Here is a 17,256-nt window from a genome sequence, read left to right as displayed (position 1 = left end):
TGCTGGAGACCAAGACCACGGCCAAGGGGGAAACGCCGCGGCTGGTGCTGAAGGGTCGTGCCGCGCAGGCGCTGGTGCATTGGATCGAGATTGGCGAGATCAAGGATGGTCCGCTGTTCCGCCCGATCTCCAAAGCCGACACTGTTCTGAAACGCCGCCTGTCCCCGGACGCCATCTATCAGATCGTCAAGCACCGGCTGGCGCTGGCCGGGCTGCCCGAGGGGTTTGCCTCACCCCATGGGCTGCGATCGGGCTTCCTGACCCAGGCCGCGCTGGACGGCGCTCCGATCCAGGCCACCATGCGCCTGTCCCTGCACCGCTCCATGGCACAGGCGCAGAAATACTACGATGATGTTGATATCGCAGAGAACCCGGCAGCAGACCTGTTGGGGTGAGATGTCTTTCAAAGCAAGTCACCAAGAGCGAGGTGTGATCTTACCCGTGGGTAAGATCATCTTCTTCCTGCAGATCGTCGAGCAATGTCGCAATGGCAGTTTCCAGCTTTGACCGATCGACCCGAGTGAAATCCAGATCATACTGCAACTCGATGCGTCCACTTGAAGCAGAGCATTTCGCGATCCCTGCCCGGCCGGACACCTGAAACGTTGTTTTGGCGCGGCGCGGTTTCTTCGCCTTCTCTGAACTCACCTTGGGAACCGGCGCTGAAACCGACGACAAAAACCCGCGCAAAATGGAAACTTCACGCATGCTGTCGCGATCCGGTTCGGCCATCAGCGCTGTGCTGACCTGTCGGATAAGTCCGGGGTCAGCATCCAGCTTGCGCTTGAGCTCAACGCCGACATTGCGCGGAATGTCATTCGGATGCATCAGGACCTTGTCCAGCATCGCCAGCAAACTGGCAAAAGCCCGGATATAGCTCCGCTTAGTATAGCTGGCGGACTTGAACAGAATGGACACGGCCTTGTCCACATCCGCGCAATCATTCTCCGGGTCCTGAGAATACGCCCGCGCCAATGCCCCCATTTCAGCAAATGAGATATCCTTGCGGATCAGGTTCTCATCCACCATCCGACGGTAGCTGTCATCCAGCGCGGCGGGTTCCGAAATACCTGCGGGGATGGTCGCATAAATGTCGTCGCCCGTTTCTTCCAAAAGCGCACGATAAGCGGACAGACGGCGCATGCCCTGGATCAGATCATAGCGGCCATCGGTGCGGCGCTCGACCCGGATCGGGTTCGACAGGCCAATCTCGCGGATTGATGCGATCAGCTCATCCAAGTCCGCATCCACGCCAGGTTTACGATCCCGGGTTAGTTTTTCGGTTACCACATCCGACAATGCAATCCGGTCAATCACCAAACCGTCGGCGCGCAGCTTCACCAACTCATGCGCGAGGCGGTCGTTTTCGGCGCGGATCGCGTCCTCGGTCGACTGCTGACCCCGCAATGCATCCGCATTCTCGGAAATCGCAGCCGCCATTGGGCCACGGCGCTTTTCCAGCACTTTGTCGGGGACCTTGCCAACCGGGATATCCTCCATCGCTGGCATGTCGATATCGAACATTCTGCGTTTGCGGCTCATGCGTCATCCTCCAGCTTATCCCAGGCCGAAAGCATCACGCCCCGGAATTCCTCGTATACATTGTCAAAGGTCGACCGCGCCCGGCGCCAGGTTTCGCGCGTCATCTCGCGATAATCCATTTCATAGACCGAACTGAGGAACCGACCGGATTGTTCAACCGCGCGCGTCATCTCGACAGGGTGGGCGGCGACATGTTCGCCGAAAACCTTGCGGAACGCGTCGAACATCGCCAGGTGCAGCGCATTACCCGGTTCATAGCGGGTCAGCAGAAAGCGCAGCTCGCAAAAGGTTTTGGGCAAGCCGATCTTACCCGTGGGTAATGTCTTGTCGAACCCATAGGCCAGATCCTCCAGCGCTTCGGCCAATTGGCCGATGAACGAGGTTGTCGAGTCATATTCCCAATAGCCGGGCCCCGAGGGGATATAGAGCATGTCCGCCGCAAAGACCGCATTCATCGACTGGTAACCAATTGCGGGCGGGCAATCGAACAGGATCAGGTCATAGGCATCGTCCGGGATTTGATCGAGATAGCGCGACACGGCTGCAAAGAATGACCATTCCGGGTTCAGGTGCCGGTACTGGGCCGAGGCGAACTCGACAAAGGCGGCATTGGCGCAAGAGGGGATCGCATCAATGGTCGACCAAGAGGTCTGCTTGATGAAGTCCGAGACGCGCAAGTCGCCCAGCCCCATGTCCGAGATCGACGGCGGCAGGTTCCGACGGGGCAGGGCGGTGCCGGATTCCGCAGCGGCGGGACGGTTGTTCATCCGCTCGGTCTCGCGGATCAGATCGCGCGCCATGATTCCCCAGACCGTAAAGTCCTCGGCCACGTCCGTCAGTCCCATCGAATGGCTCAGCGTCGCCTGCGGATCGAAATCCACCACCAGCACCCGGTATCCATCCAACGCGGCAGCATGCGCCAGATGCAGCGCGACCGTCGACTTGCCCGCACCGCCTTTGAAATTGGCAACAGCGGCCCGAACCGCGCGCTTGCCTGCCGGGCGGGGTGGCATCAGGGACTTGCGGTTCACCTTCAGGCGGCGGCGCAGCTCATTGACCTCTTCCAGAGAGAACCAACGTTGACGGCCATCGGGTTCGACCTCGCCGCCGGGCAGTGAGGGATCAGCGGCCAGTTTACCGCGAAAGGTGGACTGGTTGACCCGGAAGATCAGCTCGGACACCTCCCAGCTGGAAAACCGCCGCAGGGTCTTCTCCATCTCGGGGCTGAAGGTTTGCTGCCGGATCCATCCTTGCAGCTTGAGCGACTGGGTACGCAATGCGTTCAGGTCTTCGTGCGTGTACATGCCTCTGCTTCTCTGATTGTTGGGACGTAAATTTTGACCTGATCGCTTTTTACGCTTGATTTGCATAATTGGCAAAAGAAATTATCATCAGATAGCGATCTTACCCACGGGTAAGAAAACAAAGGGGTTCAGGGGCCTTTGCCGATTCGGCACAACGAATCGCTATAGGCGCTAACGCAGACGGCAAAGCCACTCTATTTAGGGGGTCAGTTTGAGGGTTACCTCCGGATTTAGGGGGACATAATATCACTTTAAGGGGACACCCAAGATGTCCCCCATCACCAATACTTCACCAATTTCTTTATATTTTTGATTGCTGAATTGGGGCCGAAATCAGGTGGTTCTCAGACTCCTCTTGACAGAATCGAAGCTTTGGACGCTAATCAGGGCAACATCACGAAAAGCGTTGGGAAACGACGCAAGGCAGCGGTATAACCGCACCGAGGCAGTCAGAGCGGTGAGGACAGGAATGCAGGTCACGAAGCCGGTTGGTCGTAATGCGCCAGCCCTCAAATATGATATTCTATCTGCGCTGACCGTGCATGCCCTGTCTAACGACAAGCATCGGCAGCGCATTGTTCTACGCATTCTGTGCCTGATCACTACACGCTATAACTGGCGAAAGAATGAGCTGTCCATCGGACGGGACGAAATTGCGCGGCTGTGGTCGGTTGATCCCAGGACGGTCAAACGGGAAATGGCGAAGCTGCGGACCATGGGATGGGTCACGGTCAAACGCGCTGCTGCCCGCGGGCGCGTTGCCGTGTATGAGTTGGATCTGAAACAGATCATGCTGGACACGGCGGATATCTGGCCCGTCATCGGCCCGGATTTTCAGGACAGGATGGGGCAGGGGGACCAGCCAGAGACCAATGTGGTGCCCTTTCAAGTCAAACCTCCGCCCGAACCGCCCGATGGGCAGGATGTCTGGAGCGCGGTTCAGGCCATATTACACGCGCGCGACCCCGAACTTTGGTCCAGCTGGTTCCAGCACTTGGTCGAAGCCGAGAGGGGAGGGGGCATTGTAACCTTGATGGCGCCCTCGCGCTTTATGGCCGACTACATTGCGCAGAAATGGAGCGGGCGGGTGCTGGCCGCTTATGGGCGTGTTGACCCCTCGATCAGGACGGTTCGGTTCGATGTGGCAGAGTAGTGCGGTAAACTTGGAACGCAGCGCCGAAGCTGCTATCGAGCGTGGAACAGGGAAAAGGCAGGATTTCAGATATGTCACGCGACGCCGAGGTCACGGGATTTTGGCAGATCGCCACTGAACGCAGCGTGGTTTTGCGCGCGCTCAGGATCGCTTTGATCGTGGGGTTTGTGCTGGCCATCATCAATCACGGGGATCGTCTGCTGACCGGATCGTTCGATATGGGCGCGGTCGTGAAGATCATCCTGACCTTTCTGGTGCCCTATTGCGTTTCGACCTATTCCTCGGTCCTGGCGGTGCGGGATCGGTTGCAACGGGTGGAGTCTGATCGGAAGTAGAACCCAGGATGGACGGCCCCGCAGGGCCGCCCGGTATCTCAATCAGCCGCCATGCATGATGGACATGCCCATGCGCCAGGCATGGGTGGACAGGTGTTCGTCATATCCGTTCCAGTCCTTGTAGGCGGGCAGGTCAATCTGCCCGGGCAGATCGCCGCCCAACAGGGCGAAAGCCGCCTGTGGTCCGCCTTCGGCCATGGCCGCATCCAGTTCGGTCTTTACGGCGTCATACAGATCATTCAGGAACGCGGCATGGTCGCGCAGCGCCGCCACATCCGTGGAAGCGGAATGGCCGCTCACCGAGTGGTTCAGATCCCAGCTGGCCAATTCATTCAGGATTTTGCGCATGCCCAGATAGTTGCGATCTTCCAGCCACATGCTGTCGGTCAGGCTGTCAGCGTCATACATGTCCGCAGTGGCCACGACCTTGTCCGCAGGGACGCTGACGATGGTTGTGGCGACGCCATCCCCGCTGCCCATATGCAGCAGTTCAACCTGTTTGCCGCCCAGATCAATGGTCAGCTCATCCTCAAAGCTCTGGTTCACTGTGTCAGGGGCGCCGCCCAGCACATCGAGGTCAAAGAATTTCTGGCAGGTCGCGTGACAGACGATCTGGGCGTCTTCGAACACCTCGGTGCCACCGACATGGTCATAATGTTCATGGGTCAGCACCACATGCGTGACGGGTTTGTCGGTGATCCCGGCGATTTCGGCCTGCATGGTCTTCGCACGATCTGTCCAGGCCGGATCGACCACCAGCACACCGTTATCGCCGATCACGACGAGGCTGGAGTAATAGTTGCTGAAATGCATGTATACATTGTCCCCAAGTGGGGTCATTTCGGCCTGCGCCATATGCGCGCCCAGCGTCAGGGCACCGAGTGATGCAGTCAAGGAACGGAGGGGTAAGGACATGATGTCTCCTTTGCGGGGTAGGGGGATGGGGTGGTAGATGAAATTTCATCTAATAAACGTGATCCCCTGAACCAAGAAAATTCCCGTTTCTCACCGAAAATTGAGGCTCTGCCGCCCAAATCAGGCGGCTTGTCACGAAGGGTGTGGCATGAAATAGCGGATCAGGGGCGGAGGTGTGGATGACATCAGAACCAGATCTAGGTGCCGCGCAGATGCGGCCCGGTGCCGAGTTGCTGCAAGCGGGGCGCGCCATGGTCGTGGACTGGACCCTTGGCCGCAACCTGTTTCTGGACACTCACCAAGTGGCCTCCGAGGCCGCATATAAACGTGCCGCCAAGGGCCGGATCATGCAGCATGCCCATATCGGGTTCCGCAGCCTTGACCGCACGGTTGCGGCGATGGCGCGGTTGCATGATGCGGCGCAGGCCCGGGATGTACGGATCGACCGGTTCGGCATTACGCTGGACTGGTCAATGGGTTATCCGCCGGAACATCGCGCCTCGGCCGGGCGGGGGACGGGGATCGTGTTGTCGAGCCCCGAGGATTTCCGCCGGATCACCAATGCCAGCCCGGCGGCGGCGCATTTCGGGGATTTCATGCTGGGATTGCCCGGCGCGCTGCACAACACGCAGGCTGCGATTGCTGCCGGGGCGACGGCGATAGGCAATCTGGGCCAGTATTTCACCTTTCGCCTGCCTTTCTGGGACGATGATGTGGCCACGACCGAGGCGACGGTGACCGCGCTTGGTCTGATTGCGGCGCAGCCGGGCGAGATTCTGGTGCATTCCAATCTGGATGACGGTTTTGCCGGGCTGTTTCTGGACGTGACCAGCGCCTTTGGCATGATGCTGATCGAAAAACATATCGTCGAGGATCTGATCGGCGCACGGGCTTCCTTCTGTTTCGGCCATCATTTTTCCGAGCCTCTGACCCGTGCCGCCTTTCATGCCGCGCTGGCGCAAGAGGTCGACACGCCCGGTACGATGATTTTCGGCAATACGGTGGCGTATCGCGGCGCTGAAGCGGCGAATTACGCCAGTCTGGCCAATTACCTGCTAGCCGATATCTGTGCCCTGACCCGCGCGCCCACGGGCCATGCAATCAACCCGGTGCCGGTGACGGAAAACCAGCGCATTCCGGATGTGGAGGAGATTCTGGATGCCCAATGCTTTGCCGCACGTCTGGCAGAGCATGCGGCGGGACATGCCCGTCTGGCGGATGATGAAATGATTGACGCCATGGCGCAAAAGCTGATCCGGGGCGGGCGCGGCTTTGCCCGTGCGGCTCTGACCGGTTTGGCTGAACGCGGCGTTGATACCAGCGATCCCGCCGCGCTGATGCTGGCCATTCGCAGGTTGGGGGCCAAACGGATGGAGGCGCTGTGGGGGCAGGGGAGTTACCGTCAGCCTCTGGTCCCGGCGGATTGGGCGCAGGAGCTGGATCAGATGGCGCAGGGCTGGGTCTCGGCCAATCGGCAGACGGGTCAAAACCTCACCCATCTGCATGTGGTGCTGGGCACCACGGATGTCCATGAACATGGCGCCTATCTGGTGCGGCAGGCGCTGGAGGGGTTGGGCGTACGCGTCACCGACGCGGGCGTCGCGCTGGACCCCGAGGTACTGGTTGCGCGCGCCTGCGCCGCCGAGGCCGACGCCATCGCAATCAGCACCTACAACGGCATCGCTCTGAACTACGCGCGCGCGGTCCGGGACGCGCTGCGGGCACAGGATTGTCAGATCGCGGTGCTGATTGGAGGGAAGCTGAACCAGATCGCTGAGAACTCGAACTCGGACTTGCCGGTGGATGTGACGCAGGAATTGGCCGGTCTGGATGTCTCGCCCTGCCAAGGGCTGGACGATATGTTGCAAACCCTACAACGGCTTACGCTGCAGGGGGAAACAGGGCGCGATTAACGCGCCCTGCCCCGGAAAGCGATCAGGCTTTCCTGTTGTGGAAGATGAACCCGATGAAGTTCAGCAGCAGTTGCGCCGCCAGAATTTGCGTGCTTTCGCTGGGGTCATAGGCCGGGGCGACCTCGACCAGATCGATGCCCACCACATCGCCGCGTTTGCTGAGGCCCTGCAGGATTTCCAGCACGTCATAATACTGAAAACCGCCATGGCTGGGCGTGCCGGTGCCCGGCGCGATCGAGGGGCAGAAGGCGTCGATGTCGATAGTGACATAATAGCGTGCGCCCTCGGGGATACGGTCCAGCACCGCTTCGGTCCCCAGTTTGCGGACCTGACGGACCGACAGGATGTCGGACCCACGCGCGCGGGCGTCTTCGTACCCTTCCTTGGCGGTCGAAGACACGTTGCGGATGCCCAGCTGGGTCATGCCCGAGACATAGTCTTTCTCGATCGCGCGGCGCATCGGGTTGCCGTGGCCGATGGTGACGCCGTGGCGTTCATCGACGAAATCCAGATGCGCGTCGATCTGCACCACGTGAACGGGGCCGTTCTTTTCGCAATCCTCGGCAAAGGCGTTGATGCAGGGGATGTTGACCGAATGGTCACCCCCAATGGTGACGGGCAGGGCACCTGCGTCGAGGATTTTCTTGACGCCATATTCGATATTGGCGTGGCTTTCCTCGGTCTTGGTGTGGATGATGTCGGCATCGCCCAGATCGACAATGCGCACGTCCTCGCCCAGATAGGTGGCGTCATCCTCGTGGTCATAGGCCCCGGCATGGCCAAAGCTGAACAGCGTCGAGGCCTCGCGCACCGAGCGCGGTCCAAACCGCGCGCCCGAGCGGAACTGGCAGCCGAAATCGAAGGGCGCGCCAAGGATCGCCACATCGGCGTCGATTGCGTCCCAGTTTTCAACATAGGGTTTCTTGCCAAAGGTCGAGATGCCGACAAAGGGCAGATTCAGACGACCAGATTCATAACCATGTCCCGACATGATTTTCTCCGTTTCTTATGGTTCAGCGATAGGCCAGTTCCGGCAGGAACAGGGCGATTTGAGGGAAGGCTACCAGCAAGCCCGTCACAATCAAAAGAATGATCAAGAAGGGCGGCACCCCGCGCACCACCTCGATAAAGGGGCGGCGGAAGACGGCGATGGCGGTGAACAGATTGCAACCGAAGGGCGGCGTGGCGGCTCCGATGGCGACCTGCAGGGTGATCAGAACGCCGACCAGTACCGGATCAAGCCCGCTGGCCTTGATCATGGGGGCAAAGATCGGAACCAGAATCAGGATCACCACGATGGAATCGACAAACATGCAGCCGACAAAGAACGCCACGTTGATCGCCAGCAGGATCATCAGCGGGCTGGCCTGTTCCAGACCCAATGCGGCGATGATGGTCTGCGGCACCTGCGCAAAGCTGAGCGTCCAGCTGAACGCCGCACCCGCCGCGATCAGGATGAACACGACCGAGGTGATGGCGCCGGTCGACAGCGCGATGTCGAACAAATCGCGGATCTTGATCGAGCGGAAGATGACGACCTCAAGGATCACGGCGTAAAGCACACAGATTGCGGCGGCTTCGGTGGGGGAAAAGACACCGCCATAGATGCCGCCAACGATGATCGCAGGGAATCCCATCGGCCACAGCGCCCGGCGCAGGGCGGTGAAGCGCTGGCCCCAGCCCTCGCGCGGCAGCACGGGGATGTCGTGGCGGTATGCGTAGAACATGCAATAGGCTGAGAACAGCAGCACGATCAGCAGCCCCGGCAGGATGCCCGCGATGAACAGTTGCGAGATTGAGGTGCCCGAAACAACACCATAGATGATCATGCCGATCGAGGGCGGGATCAGATAAGCCAGATCGGCGGCGTTCACGATCAGACCGATTGAGAAACTGTCGCTATAGCCCGATTTCAGCATCCTCGGCCGCATCGCGCCGCCGATGGCCACCACCGTCGCCTGCGTGGACCCGCAAACCGCGCCGAACAGCGCACAGGCCGAGGTGACGGAAATGGCGAGGCCACCCTTGATATGACCCATGAAGCTCATCACAAGGTCAATCAGCCGGTTGGCGGAATGGCCGCGTGTGATGATATCGGCGGCCAGAATGAACATCGGCACCGCGATCAGCGCGGCGGGTTTGACTCCTCCGATCATCTGCTGGATCAGGATCTGCATGTTCATGGTGGGGAAGTAGACAACAAACCCCAACACCGCCGCCGAGATCAGCGGCATTTTCATTGGAAACCCTGCCAGCAGCAGGATGATCATCACGGCCAGCATCAATTCGGTCATTTGTCTGCCCCCGCGTTTTCTTCATAGCGTTGAATGGCTGCCGTGGTTTCGGGGTCTTCGTAGCTGTCGACCTCAAGATACGAGACATAGACCTCGTCCTCGGCGAAATTCAGATTGCGGATTGCGGTCAGCAGGTACTGGAACGACGCCAGCGCCAGCCCGATCACGACCCAGACATAGGTCAGATACAGCGGCACCTGCAGCGACGGGGTGATGCGTCCGCGCGCGGCAACCTTCTGCACATATTCCAGCGCATACCAGGCCAGAACCGCCATCACTACGGCGGTGGTGGCCGCAATCACCACCATCAGGCCCTTGCGCATCTTGAGGGGCAGCGCGTCATAGATCGCCGACATGCGGATATGGATACCCTTGCGGGTGGCATATCCCAGCCCCATGAAGGTGACGATCACGATCAGGAACTCGTTCAGTTCCTCAGAGAAATAGATGGATTGGTTGAACACGTACCGGCCAAACACATTGGCGATGGTGTTGACGGCCATCAGGATGATGCCCCAGCCCAGAATCCAGACCTCGATCCGCCCGATGACGGCATCGATCTTGCCCAGAAAGCCGAAAGGAGTGGTTGTTCCGCTTGCCATGCTATCCCCCCTTTGTGAAAGCCCTCACGCACAGACCGCGCGTGAGGGAGGTTTGTCTGAGTTTTTCCGAGGGAGGGGATCAGTTCCCAGACAGTTCCGACTGCAGCGCGTCCAGCAGTTCCTGACCGCGTGCGCCAACGGTGTCGACATAAGCCGCCGAGGTATCGGTCGAGCGGGCGCGGAAGGCGTCACGCTCTTCCTCGGTCAGCACGACCAGACCGATGTCAGGCTTGGATTCTTTGATGATGTCCAGGCGTTTCTGGTTGAAGTCGGTGACCACGCCGTCGATGAAGCCGGTCATGTCGGCCATGGTGTCACGCACCAGTTTCTGACGGTCGGGGCTGAGGGTTTCGAACCAGTCCGAGCCGGCCACGACGGTGGTGACCAGTTCCTGCTCGCCGGCCCAGATCAGGTGGCTGGTGACCTCGTAGAACTTCATTTCCTCGATGGTCGGGATCGGGTTGACCTGACCGTCGATTGCGCCCAGCTGCAGCGCGCCGAACACTTCGCCAAACGGCAGCGGCGTCGGGCTTGCGCCCATGTTGTTGTAGGTTTCCACCAGGATCGGCGACACCATCACGCGCATTTTGAAGTTCTCGAAATCTTCGGGCGTGCGAATCTCGCGGTTGGTGGTCCAGACCTGCGGGCCTTCCGAGTACATGGTCAGCACTTCCAGACCACGCTTGCGGAAATCGTCGTTCAGCGGGCCGTAAATGGTGTCCGAGCTGCTGAGGATGTTCGAGATCGCAACCGGGTCCGACGGCAGCAGGTAGGGCAGCAGGAAGACCTGGCTTTCCGGCACGATGGTGCCCAGGTTGCCGATCGAGACGTTGGTGAACTGGATCACGCCATCGGCGGCCTGTTCCACGGTTTCGGTGGGCGTGCCCAGCGTGCCCATCGGAAAGACGGTGACGGTGACGTCGCCATTGGTGGCGGCCTCGATGCGGGATTTGAACTCCTGCGCATAGGCATCCATGATCGAGCCCGGAATCTCTTCGATGGCGAATTTCCAGTCTTCGGCCATGGCTGAAATCGGGGCAATGCTCAGCAGCGCGGCGGCTGCGGTGTGTTTGATGTGACGTAGGGTAAGCGTCATGTTGGTATCCTCCCTTTGATCATTTGCGGTTCGGAGATCAGACGCCAGCACAGCATAGAAATTTACACGAAAAAATATCATCCTGTTTATGTTCACATGAAGAATATTAATGTATGCCGCAGTGAGATCAAACCGGGGCTGACCGCCATTGAAACTGCTTAGAAATAATCTGCTTGAGACCTTTGTGACCGTCGTGGAATGCGGCGGTTTTACCGATGCGCAATATGCGTTGGGGATTACGCAATCGGCGATCAGTATCCGAATCCGCGACCTTGAAGCGGCGCTTGGCTACAAAGTCTGCGAACGCGGGCGCGGCGGGTTTCGCCTGACCGAACGGGGTGAGATCGCATACCGCAAGGCCGGTGAGATTCTGCGTAATGTCCGCGACTTCGATGCCGAGCTGCTGGACCTGCGCGACGCCGTCACCGGCGATTTGCGGATCGGCGTTGTGGATTCGGTCAACACGCTGGATGATCTGCACCTGATCAAATCCCTGAACCGGTTTCTGGACCGCCCGAATGAGGTGCGTCTGGAAATGGTGGTGGCTTCGCCCACCGAACTGACGCAGCGGTTGATATCCGGCGGTCTGCATGTGGCGGTGGCCCCGTTTCGCAACCAGACGCCCGAGCTTAGCTATACCGAGTTGTGCCAGGAAGAACACCGCCTGTATTGCGGGCGCGGCCATCCCCTGTTCGACACCCCGGAGGATGAGATCGGGCCGGGCGTCCTGTCCGGTTATCCGATCTGTCAGCGGTCCTACGACATGTTCGTTTCACCCGAGCTGAAATCGGCGGAACCCCCTGCGGTGGTCGCGAATATGGAGGCGATGGCCGCGCTGATCGAGACCGGGCATTATCTGGGCTCGTTGCCGGTTCATTACGCACGGGCCTTTGGGCACAGATTCCGCGAGATCGCACCAGACCGGCTGAACTGGTTCTCGACCTTTTATCTGGCAACGCGCACGGCACATGCTTCGCGCCGCGCGGTTGAGCTGTTTGTCGAAGATATTCTGTATTTCTGTAAGGGCGCGGAAGGGCCCAAAAAATGATTCAGCCCCGCACGCGGGGCTGAATAAGGGGGAGCAGACGAGGGGGGTGGTGTTTTAAGCTTCGTCGCGGTGCAATGCCTGACACAAACAATGCACGCCGCCGCCGCCCAGGGTGAACATCGACATGTCCGGGTCGTAAACTTCGAAACCCAGCGCGCGCATCTTGGCGTTCAGTTCAGTGGCGCCTGCCATGGACAGCACTTTGCCATCGCCCAGGGCGACCAGGTTCACGCCCAGATTCTTGGCCTCGCGATATTCGACATCGACGATCTCGATGCCCCAGCCTTTGATGATATCGACCAGCCAGGGTTCCATCGCGTCGATGCAGGCCACGGCCAGTTTCTCGGCCAGCGGCACGATCAGCCCGTCCATATGCACAAATTCGCGGCTGATCGGGGCCACGACGGCCTCCCACCCTTCGGCGCGCACGAACTCGGCCACCTGTTCGGACCCTTCCTGTTCCGACCGTTCACCGCAATAGCCGATCAGCACGCGGCCCGGTTCGATGATGTTGAAATCGCCACCCTCGAAATGGCCCGCCGTGGCGAATTTCCAGATCGGGATGTTGTTTTCCTGATAGAACTTGATCGCAGTGGCATAATCCGCCCGGCGGCATTTCAACTGCATATGGCAGATCAAGGCACCCCAAGGCGTCATGGCCGAACTGTCACGGGCAAAGAAATTGCGGTGCAGCACCTCGTCACTGTCCAGATAGTGGCAGGTGACGCCGTTTTCTTCGTAGATCGACACCATCTCGGCATGCTGCGCCATGGCCGTTTGCAGGTCGAACTTGACCCCGGTCTTATGCGCATTGGCCAGCGTCCGCCCGATCAGCGGCCCGGCCTCGACCCATTTGAAATATTCGGGCTTGCCCAGCAAAACATCCGTCAGTTTTGCATAGTCGTTGTTGATGCCCCATTTCTGCACCTGTGCGCCATCCATAGCCATGTCCTTATCCTCTGCCAGGTTGGTATTTTGCGCGAAATCTGGCATGGGCCTTAGGTGGAATAAATTACAAAATAAGGAACTTCACTTTAATAGTTTTACAACTATGCTGCCCCCATGGTTGCCCCGAGTTTTTCCAAAGCTGATCTGCATCTGCTGCATGTCTTTTCCACCGTGGTCGAGGCGCGCGGTTTTTCCGCCGCGCAGATCGTTCTGAACGTGTCGGCCTCGACCATTTCGCGGCAAATCTCGGATCTTGAGACGCGGCTGGGCATGCGGTTGTGCCAGCGCGGGCGCAAGGGGTTCCGCCTGACCGATAAGGGAGAGATCGTTTATGCCGCCGCCGGGCGCCTGTTCGCCGCGCTCGATCATTTCGGCGAGACGGTGGACGGCACGCGCGGCAAGCTGATCGGGCGTTTGTCTGTCGCCGCCATCGACAACTGGGTGTTCAATGACGGTGCGCGGATCACCAGTGCGCTGGCCGAGATGACGCGGATTGCCCCCGATGTCACCATCGACCTGCATTCGCTGGCCCCTGATGACATCGAAATCGCCGTGCAGGATGGGCAGGTGGCTGTCGGGGTCGGGGTGTTCCATCGTCACAAGCCGGGGCTGGACTATGAAACACTCGGCACCGAACGGATCGGGCTTTACTGCGGCGCGGATCACCCGCTGTTTACGGCTGACACCCAAGCCGAGGTCGATGCGCTGTTGCCGCAGGCGAATTTCTGCAAACGCAGTTATCTGAACGAAGATCAGGTGGCCCCGGTGTCACGCGGGTTGCGATCGACGGGGAATGCGCATCAGATCGAAGGTGTGGCCATGCTGATCCTGACCGGCGGTTTCATCGGTTACCTGCCCGAAGGTCTGGCCGATATCTGGGTCCGTCAGGGTCGGATGCGGCCGGTGGGGGCTGGGCGGTTCGATCTGACGTCCGAGATCAAACTGGTCCGCAAACGCGGTGAGGCACCGAATTTGGTGGCGAAGACCTTTCTTCAACTCATGCGTCGAGGCGCGGGTCGCCGGTCGGATTGAAATTGCCCGGTGTGATTGCTTACGCTGTCCGGCTGGATCAGAAAGCCGATGACCTGTTTCAAAGAAGCCGTTAAGGAGGGTCGGGCGGGGCCGGGCTGGCCCCGTGCGCAATTGAAACCAAGGGCCCCTCATGACCGCAAAACGTATCGCCATTGCTGGTTTCCAGCATGAAACCAACTGCTTCGGCGTCACCAAGGCCGGGTTGGCCGAATTCGAAATGGCCGATTCCTGGCCCGAGATGTTGCATGGCCCCCGGGTGATTGCCGAGACTGTGGGTATGAACCTGCCCATCGCCGGTTTTGCGGCTGCCGCACAGCAGGCCGGGCTCGATCTGGTGCCGATCCTGTGGTGCGCGGCCGAGCCTTCGGCCCATGTGACGGATGCGGCTTTCGATACGATCTGCGCGATGATTGAGGACGGGCTGCGGCAGGCCGGTCCTTTGGACGGGGTCTATCTGGACCTGCACGGTGCCATGGTGACCGAGAGCCTGCCCGATGGCGAAGGTGAAGTCCTGCGCCGCGTGCGTGCGGTGGTTGGCGAGGATGTGCCGGTTGTCGCCAGTCTGGACCTGCATGCCAATGTCTCGGCCCAGATGGTGGACCGCGCCGATTTCCTGACCATCTTCCGCACCTATCCGCATCTGGACATGGCCGAAACCGGCGCGCGCTGCGTGCCCGCGCTGCAACGGCTGCTGGGTGGAGAGCGGTTCTACAAGGCGTTCCGTCAGGTGCCCTATCTGATCCCGCTGCATGCGCAATATACCAAGGCGGCCCCGTTCGGTGAGATCTACGCCTTCCCAGAACAGTTGATGCAGAAACACGTGCTGGCCGATATCGCGCTGGGATTCACAGCCGCTGACTTCCCCGATACCGGCCCGGCCTGTGTGACCTATGCCGCCAGCGCCGATCAGGCCGAGGCGGCGGCGCAAGAGATCATTGACCTGTTTCTGGCACGTGAGAGGGACGTGGATTGCACCATGTTGACCCCGGAACAGGCGGTCGAAGCCAGTCGCCAACCGCGCGCGAAACCTCTGGTTCTGGCGGATGTGCAGGACAATGCGGGGGCAGGCGGAACCTCGGATACGACCGGATTGCTGGCGGCGCTGATCGCGGGCGGGGCGCAGGATGTTCTGATGGGTCTGTTCCATGACCCCGACAGCGCGGCGGCGGCCCATACCGCCGGACCGGGCGCGCGGCTGCGCCTGCAAGTGGGCGGTAAATCCGGCCTGCCCGGTCACCAGCCTGTCGATGCCGAATTCGAGGTTCTGGCCACCGGCGACGGCACCTGCCGATATACGGGCGAGATGTATGGCGGCGGGGTGGCCACGCTGGGCAAGACAGCGGCGCTGCGGCTGGTGGGGCAGGCGGCCAAGATCGATCTGGTGGTGACCAGCCTGCGCAACCAATGTCTGGATCAGGCGCATTTCACCCATATCGGGCTGGACCCGCGCGATTACGCCACGGTCTGCGTCAAGAGCACCGCCCATTTCCGCGCCGATTTCGAACCGATTGCCAGCGACGTGCTGGCCGTGGCCGCTCCGGGTGCGTTTGAATGCGACCTGAGCGTCATTCCCTATACCAACATCGGTGCGCATCGGCTGATCGCGGCCGAGTAATGCGGTAAATGGCACGGGGGATTGCGCATTCTGGCGGATGCAATCCCTGCGCAGACACGCTATGTGTCGGGGCAGGGAAATTGCCGAATGGCTGACCAAAAGGTGGCGCAATGCATGTATTGCTGTTGGAAGACGACGCCGATATCGGCAACTGGGTGCGTGACGGGCTGACCCGGGGCGGACATGTCGTCGATCTGTTCGTGGACGGGCGCGAGGCGCTGATCGCGGCGACGACCTCGGAATACGAGGTGCTGATTCTCGACCGGATGACGCCGGGGCTGGACGGCATGGGCGTACTGCGCACCCTGCGGGCGACCCATGTGGAAACGCCGGTTCTGCTGTTGACCGCGCTGGGCGATGTCGATGACCGGGTCGAGGGGCTGGAGGCCGGTGCCGACGACTACCTTGCCAAGCCCTTCGCCTTTTCCGAGCTTGAGGCCCGGGTCTCGGCCCTGGGTCGCCGCGCGTCGCGCGGGCAATCGGGCGATGTGACCAGCCTGACGGCGCGCGACATTCATCTGGATCTGCTGAAACAGCAATGTGTCCGGCGCGGCGAACGGGTTGACCTGAACACCAAGGAATTCCGCCTGCTTGAGACATTCATGCGGTCCAAGGGGCGCATTCTGACCCGCAACATGTTGCTGGAAAAGGTTTGGGGCCTGAACTTCGATCCCACCACCAGCGTGGTGGAAACCCATGTCAGCCGGTTGCGCGCCAAGATCGAAAAGCCCTTCGGAGATGTGGTCATTCGCACGGTACGCGGTGCGGGCTATATCTTTGAACCCTAGGGGAAATTTCCGCCTTTTATCCCGCCCGGCCAACACTGGTGAGCTTGAAGGCGGCGATAGCAAGTGTTGTCAACAAGGCACGCTGCCGAAAAAATACAAATCTTACAGATTTGTAAGTTTGTTATGATTTTGCTGCCAGAAACCGCACCTAACTGTGCCGCCTAATAAAGGCGGAGCATAGTAGTGTCGGACATCACTTACACCCAATCACAAATAATCACAAAAACGACATCAGGGGAAAGGCTGCCGCTGTCACGCACAGGATTTCTGACTCTGGTCTGGGTGCTTGCGGGCCTTGGGCTGGTGCGCCTGGTGGGCATTTTCACGCTGCCTTTCACGGACACGACTGAGGCGCGCTATGCCGAAATCGCCCGCAAGATGGTCGAGACACAGGACTGGATCACGCCCCAGTTCGCATATGATGTCCCATTCTGGGGCAAGCCGCCGCTGCATACCTGGCTGTCAGCGGCAGGCATGGAGATATTCGGGATCAACGCCTTTGGCGCCCGCATTCTGATCTTTGCCTGCGCCATTGCCATTTTGGCCCTGATGTACCGCTGGCTGCGGGATGAGATGGGCAGCGGTGCCGCGCTGAGCGCGGTTGTTGTCCTGTCCAGCTCGGTTCTGTTCTTCGGGGCCTCGGCCTTTGTCATGACTGATCTGGCGATGAC

Annotated in this window: 17 protein-coding genes; 9 read left to right on the top strand and 8 right to left on the bottom strand. The window is 60.0% G+C overall.

Features of this window, described 5'->3' with window-relative positions:
* On the top strand, positions 1-395 hold a 395-nt coding region (locus tag MPJ51_RS13130), incomplete at its 5' end, for a tyrosine-type recombinase/integrase (RefSeq protein WP_298387411.1).
* Between the two features lie 40 nt (positions 396-435).
* On the opposite strand, the gene MPJ51_RS13125 is transcribed toward MPJ51_RS13130, so the two are convergent.
* Positions 436-1,542, bottom strand: coding sequence for a ParB N-terminal domain-containing protein (locus MPJ51_RS13125; RefSeq protein WP_298387408.1), 1,107 nt, complete (start codon positions 1,540-1,542; stop codon positions 436-438).
* Positions 1,539-2,846 carry an AAA family ATPase gene (locus MPJ51_RS13120; protein WP_298387405.1) on the bottom strand — a complete coding sequence of 436 codons (1,308 nt, stop codon included), beginning with the start codon at positions 2,844-2,846 and terminating at the stop codon, positions 1,539-1,541. Before MPJ51_RS13120 ends, MPJ51_RS13125 begins: the two co-directional genes overlap by 4 nt.
* A 469-nt stretch (positions 2,847-3,315) precedes the next feature.
* On the opposite strand from MPJ51_RS13120, the gene MPJ51_RS13115 reads away from it, so the two are divergent.
* Both MPJ51_RS13115 and nrtS read left to right on the top strand, forming a co-directional pair.
* Positions 3,316-3,999 carry a DnaA N-terminal domain-containing protein gene (locus MPJ51_RS13115; protein ID WP_298387402.1) on the top strand — a complete coding sequence of 228 codons (684 nt, stop codon included), beginning with the start codon at positions 3,316-3,318 and terminating at the stop codon, positions 3,997-3,999.
* Between the two features lie 71 nt (positions 4,000-4,070).
* Positions 4,071-4,334: a nitrate/nitrite transporter NrtS gene (gene nrtS, locus MPJ51_RS13110; RefSeq protein ID WP_298387399.1), complete on the top strand. Its 264-nt coding sequence runs from the start codon at positions 4,071-4,073 to the stop codon at positions 4,332-4,334.
* Between the two features lie 42 nt (positions 4,335-4,376).
* On the opposite strand, the gene MPJ51_RS13105 is transcribed toward nrtS, so the two are convergent.
* Entirely contained in the window at positions 4,377-5,249 is an 873-nt protein-coding gene (locus tag MPJ51_RS13105) for an MBL fold metallo-hydrolase (RefSeq protein WP_298387397.1), read from the bottom strand.
* 179 nt (positions 5,250-5,428) lie between these two features.
* On the opposite strand from MPJ51_RS13105, the gene MPJ51_RS13100 reads away from it, so the two are divergent.
* On the top strand, positions 5,429-7,162 hold the full coding sequence (locus tag MPJ51_RS13100) for a cobalamin-dependent protein (RefSeq protein ID WP_298387395.1): 1,734 nt from the start codon (positions 5,429-5,431) through the stop codon (positions 7,160-7,162).
* A 22-nt stretch (positions 7,163-7,184) separates the two neighbouring features.
* On the opposite strand, the gene speB is transcribed toward MPJ51_RS13100, so the two are convergent.
* The 4 genes from speB to dctP all read right to left on the bottom strand — a co-directional run bounded on the left by speB (position 7,185) and on the right by dctP (position 11,154).
* Positions 7,185-8,153 (bottom strand): agmatinase, encoded by a 969-nt coding sequence (gene speB / locus MPJ51_RS13095; RefSeq protein WP_298387392.1) that lies wholly within the window; start codon positions 8,151-8,153, stop codon positions 7,185-7,187.
* 22 nt (positions 8,154-8,175) lie between these two features.
* Positions 8,176-9,456: a TRAP transporter large permease gene (locus MPJ51_RS13090; protein WP_298387389.1), complete on the bottom strand. Its 1,281-nt coding sequence runs from the start codon at positions 9,454-9,456 to the stop codon at positions 8,176-8,178.
* The gene (locus MPJ51_RS13085) at positions 9,453-10,058 is read right to left on the bottom strand and encodes a TRAP transporter small permease (RefSeq protein ID WP_298387386.1); all 606 of its coding nucleotides are present in this window, start codon (positions 10,056-10,058) and stop codon (positions 9,453-9,455) included. The genes MPJ51_RS13090 and MPJ51_RS13085 overlap by 4 nt, the downstream gene beginning before the upstream one ends.
* A gap of 79 nt (positions 10,059-10,137) precedes the next feature.
* Positions 10,138-11,154 carry a TRAP transporter substrate-binding protein DctP gene (dctP, locus tag MPJ51_RS13080; protein WP_298387383.1) on the bottom strand — a complete coding sequence of 339 codons (1,017 nt, stop codon included), beginning with the start codon at positions 11,152-11,154 and terminating at the stop codon, positions 10,138-10,140.
* Between the two features lie 148 nt (positions 11,155-11,302).
* On the opposite strand from dctP, the gene MPJ51_RS13075 reads away from it, so the two are divergent.
* Complete coding sequence (locus MPJ51_RS13075; protein ID WP_298387380.1) at positions 11,303-12,202, top strand: LysR family transcriptional regulator; 900 nt, start codon at positions 11,303-11,305, stop codon at positions 12,200-12,202.
* A 54-nt stretch (positions 12,203-12,256) separates the two neighbouring features.
* On the opposite strand, the gene MPJ51_RS13070 is transcribed toward MPJ51_RS13075, so the two are convergent.
* Entirely contained in the window at positions 12,257-13,150 is an 894-nt protein-coding gene (locus tag MPJ51_RS13070; protein ID WP_298387377.1) for an arginine deiminase family protein, read from the bottom strand.
* Between the two features lie 114 nt (positions 13,151-13,264).
* Here MPJ51_RS13070 and MPJ51_RS13065 point away from each other — a divergent pair, with 114 nt between their 5' ends.
* The 4 genes from MPJ51_RS13065 to MPJ51_RS13050 all read left to right on the top strand — a co-directional run.
* Positions 13,265-14,182, top strand: coding sequence for a LysR family transcriptional regulator (locus MPJ51_RS13065; RefSeq protein ID WP_298387375.1), 918 nt, complete (start codon positions 13,265-13,267; stop codon positions 14,180-14,182).
* Positions 14,183-14,312: 130 nt separating this feature from the next.
* The gene (locus MPJ51_RS13060) at positions 14,313-15,797 is read left to right on the top strand and encodes a M81 family metallopeptidase (RefSeq protein ID WP_298387372.1); all 1,485 of its coding nucleotides are present in this window, start codon (positions 14,313-14,315) and stop codon (positions 15,795-15,797) included.
* A gap of 110 nt (positions 15,798-15,907) precedes the next feature.
* The gene (locus tag MPJ51_RS13055; RefSeq protein WP_298387369.1) at positions 15,908-16,585 is read left to right on the top strand and encodes a response regulator transcription factor; all 678 of its coding nucleotides are present in this window, start codon (positions 15,908-15,910) and stop codon (positions 16,583-16,585) included.
* A 312-nt stretch (positions 16,586-16,897) separates the two neighbouring features.
* The coding region (locus MPJ51_RS13050) for a phospholipid carrier-dependent glycosyltransferase (RefSeq protein ID WP_298387366.1) at positions 16,898-17,256 on the top strand (359 nt) is incomplete at its 3' end.

The sequence above is a fragment of the Ruegeria sp. genome (assembly GCF_028066395.1).
Classification (GTDB): Bacteria; Pseudomonadota; Alphaproteobacteria; order Rhodobacterales; family Rhodobacteraceae; genus Ruegeria.
This window is presented reverse-complemented; position numbering and strand designations above follow the sequence as displayed.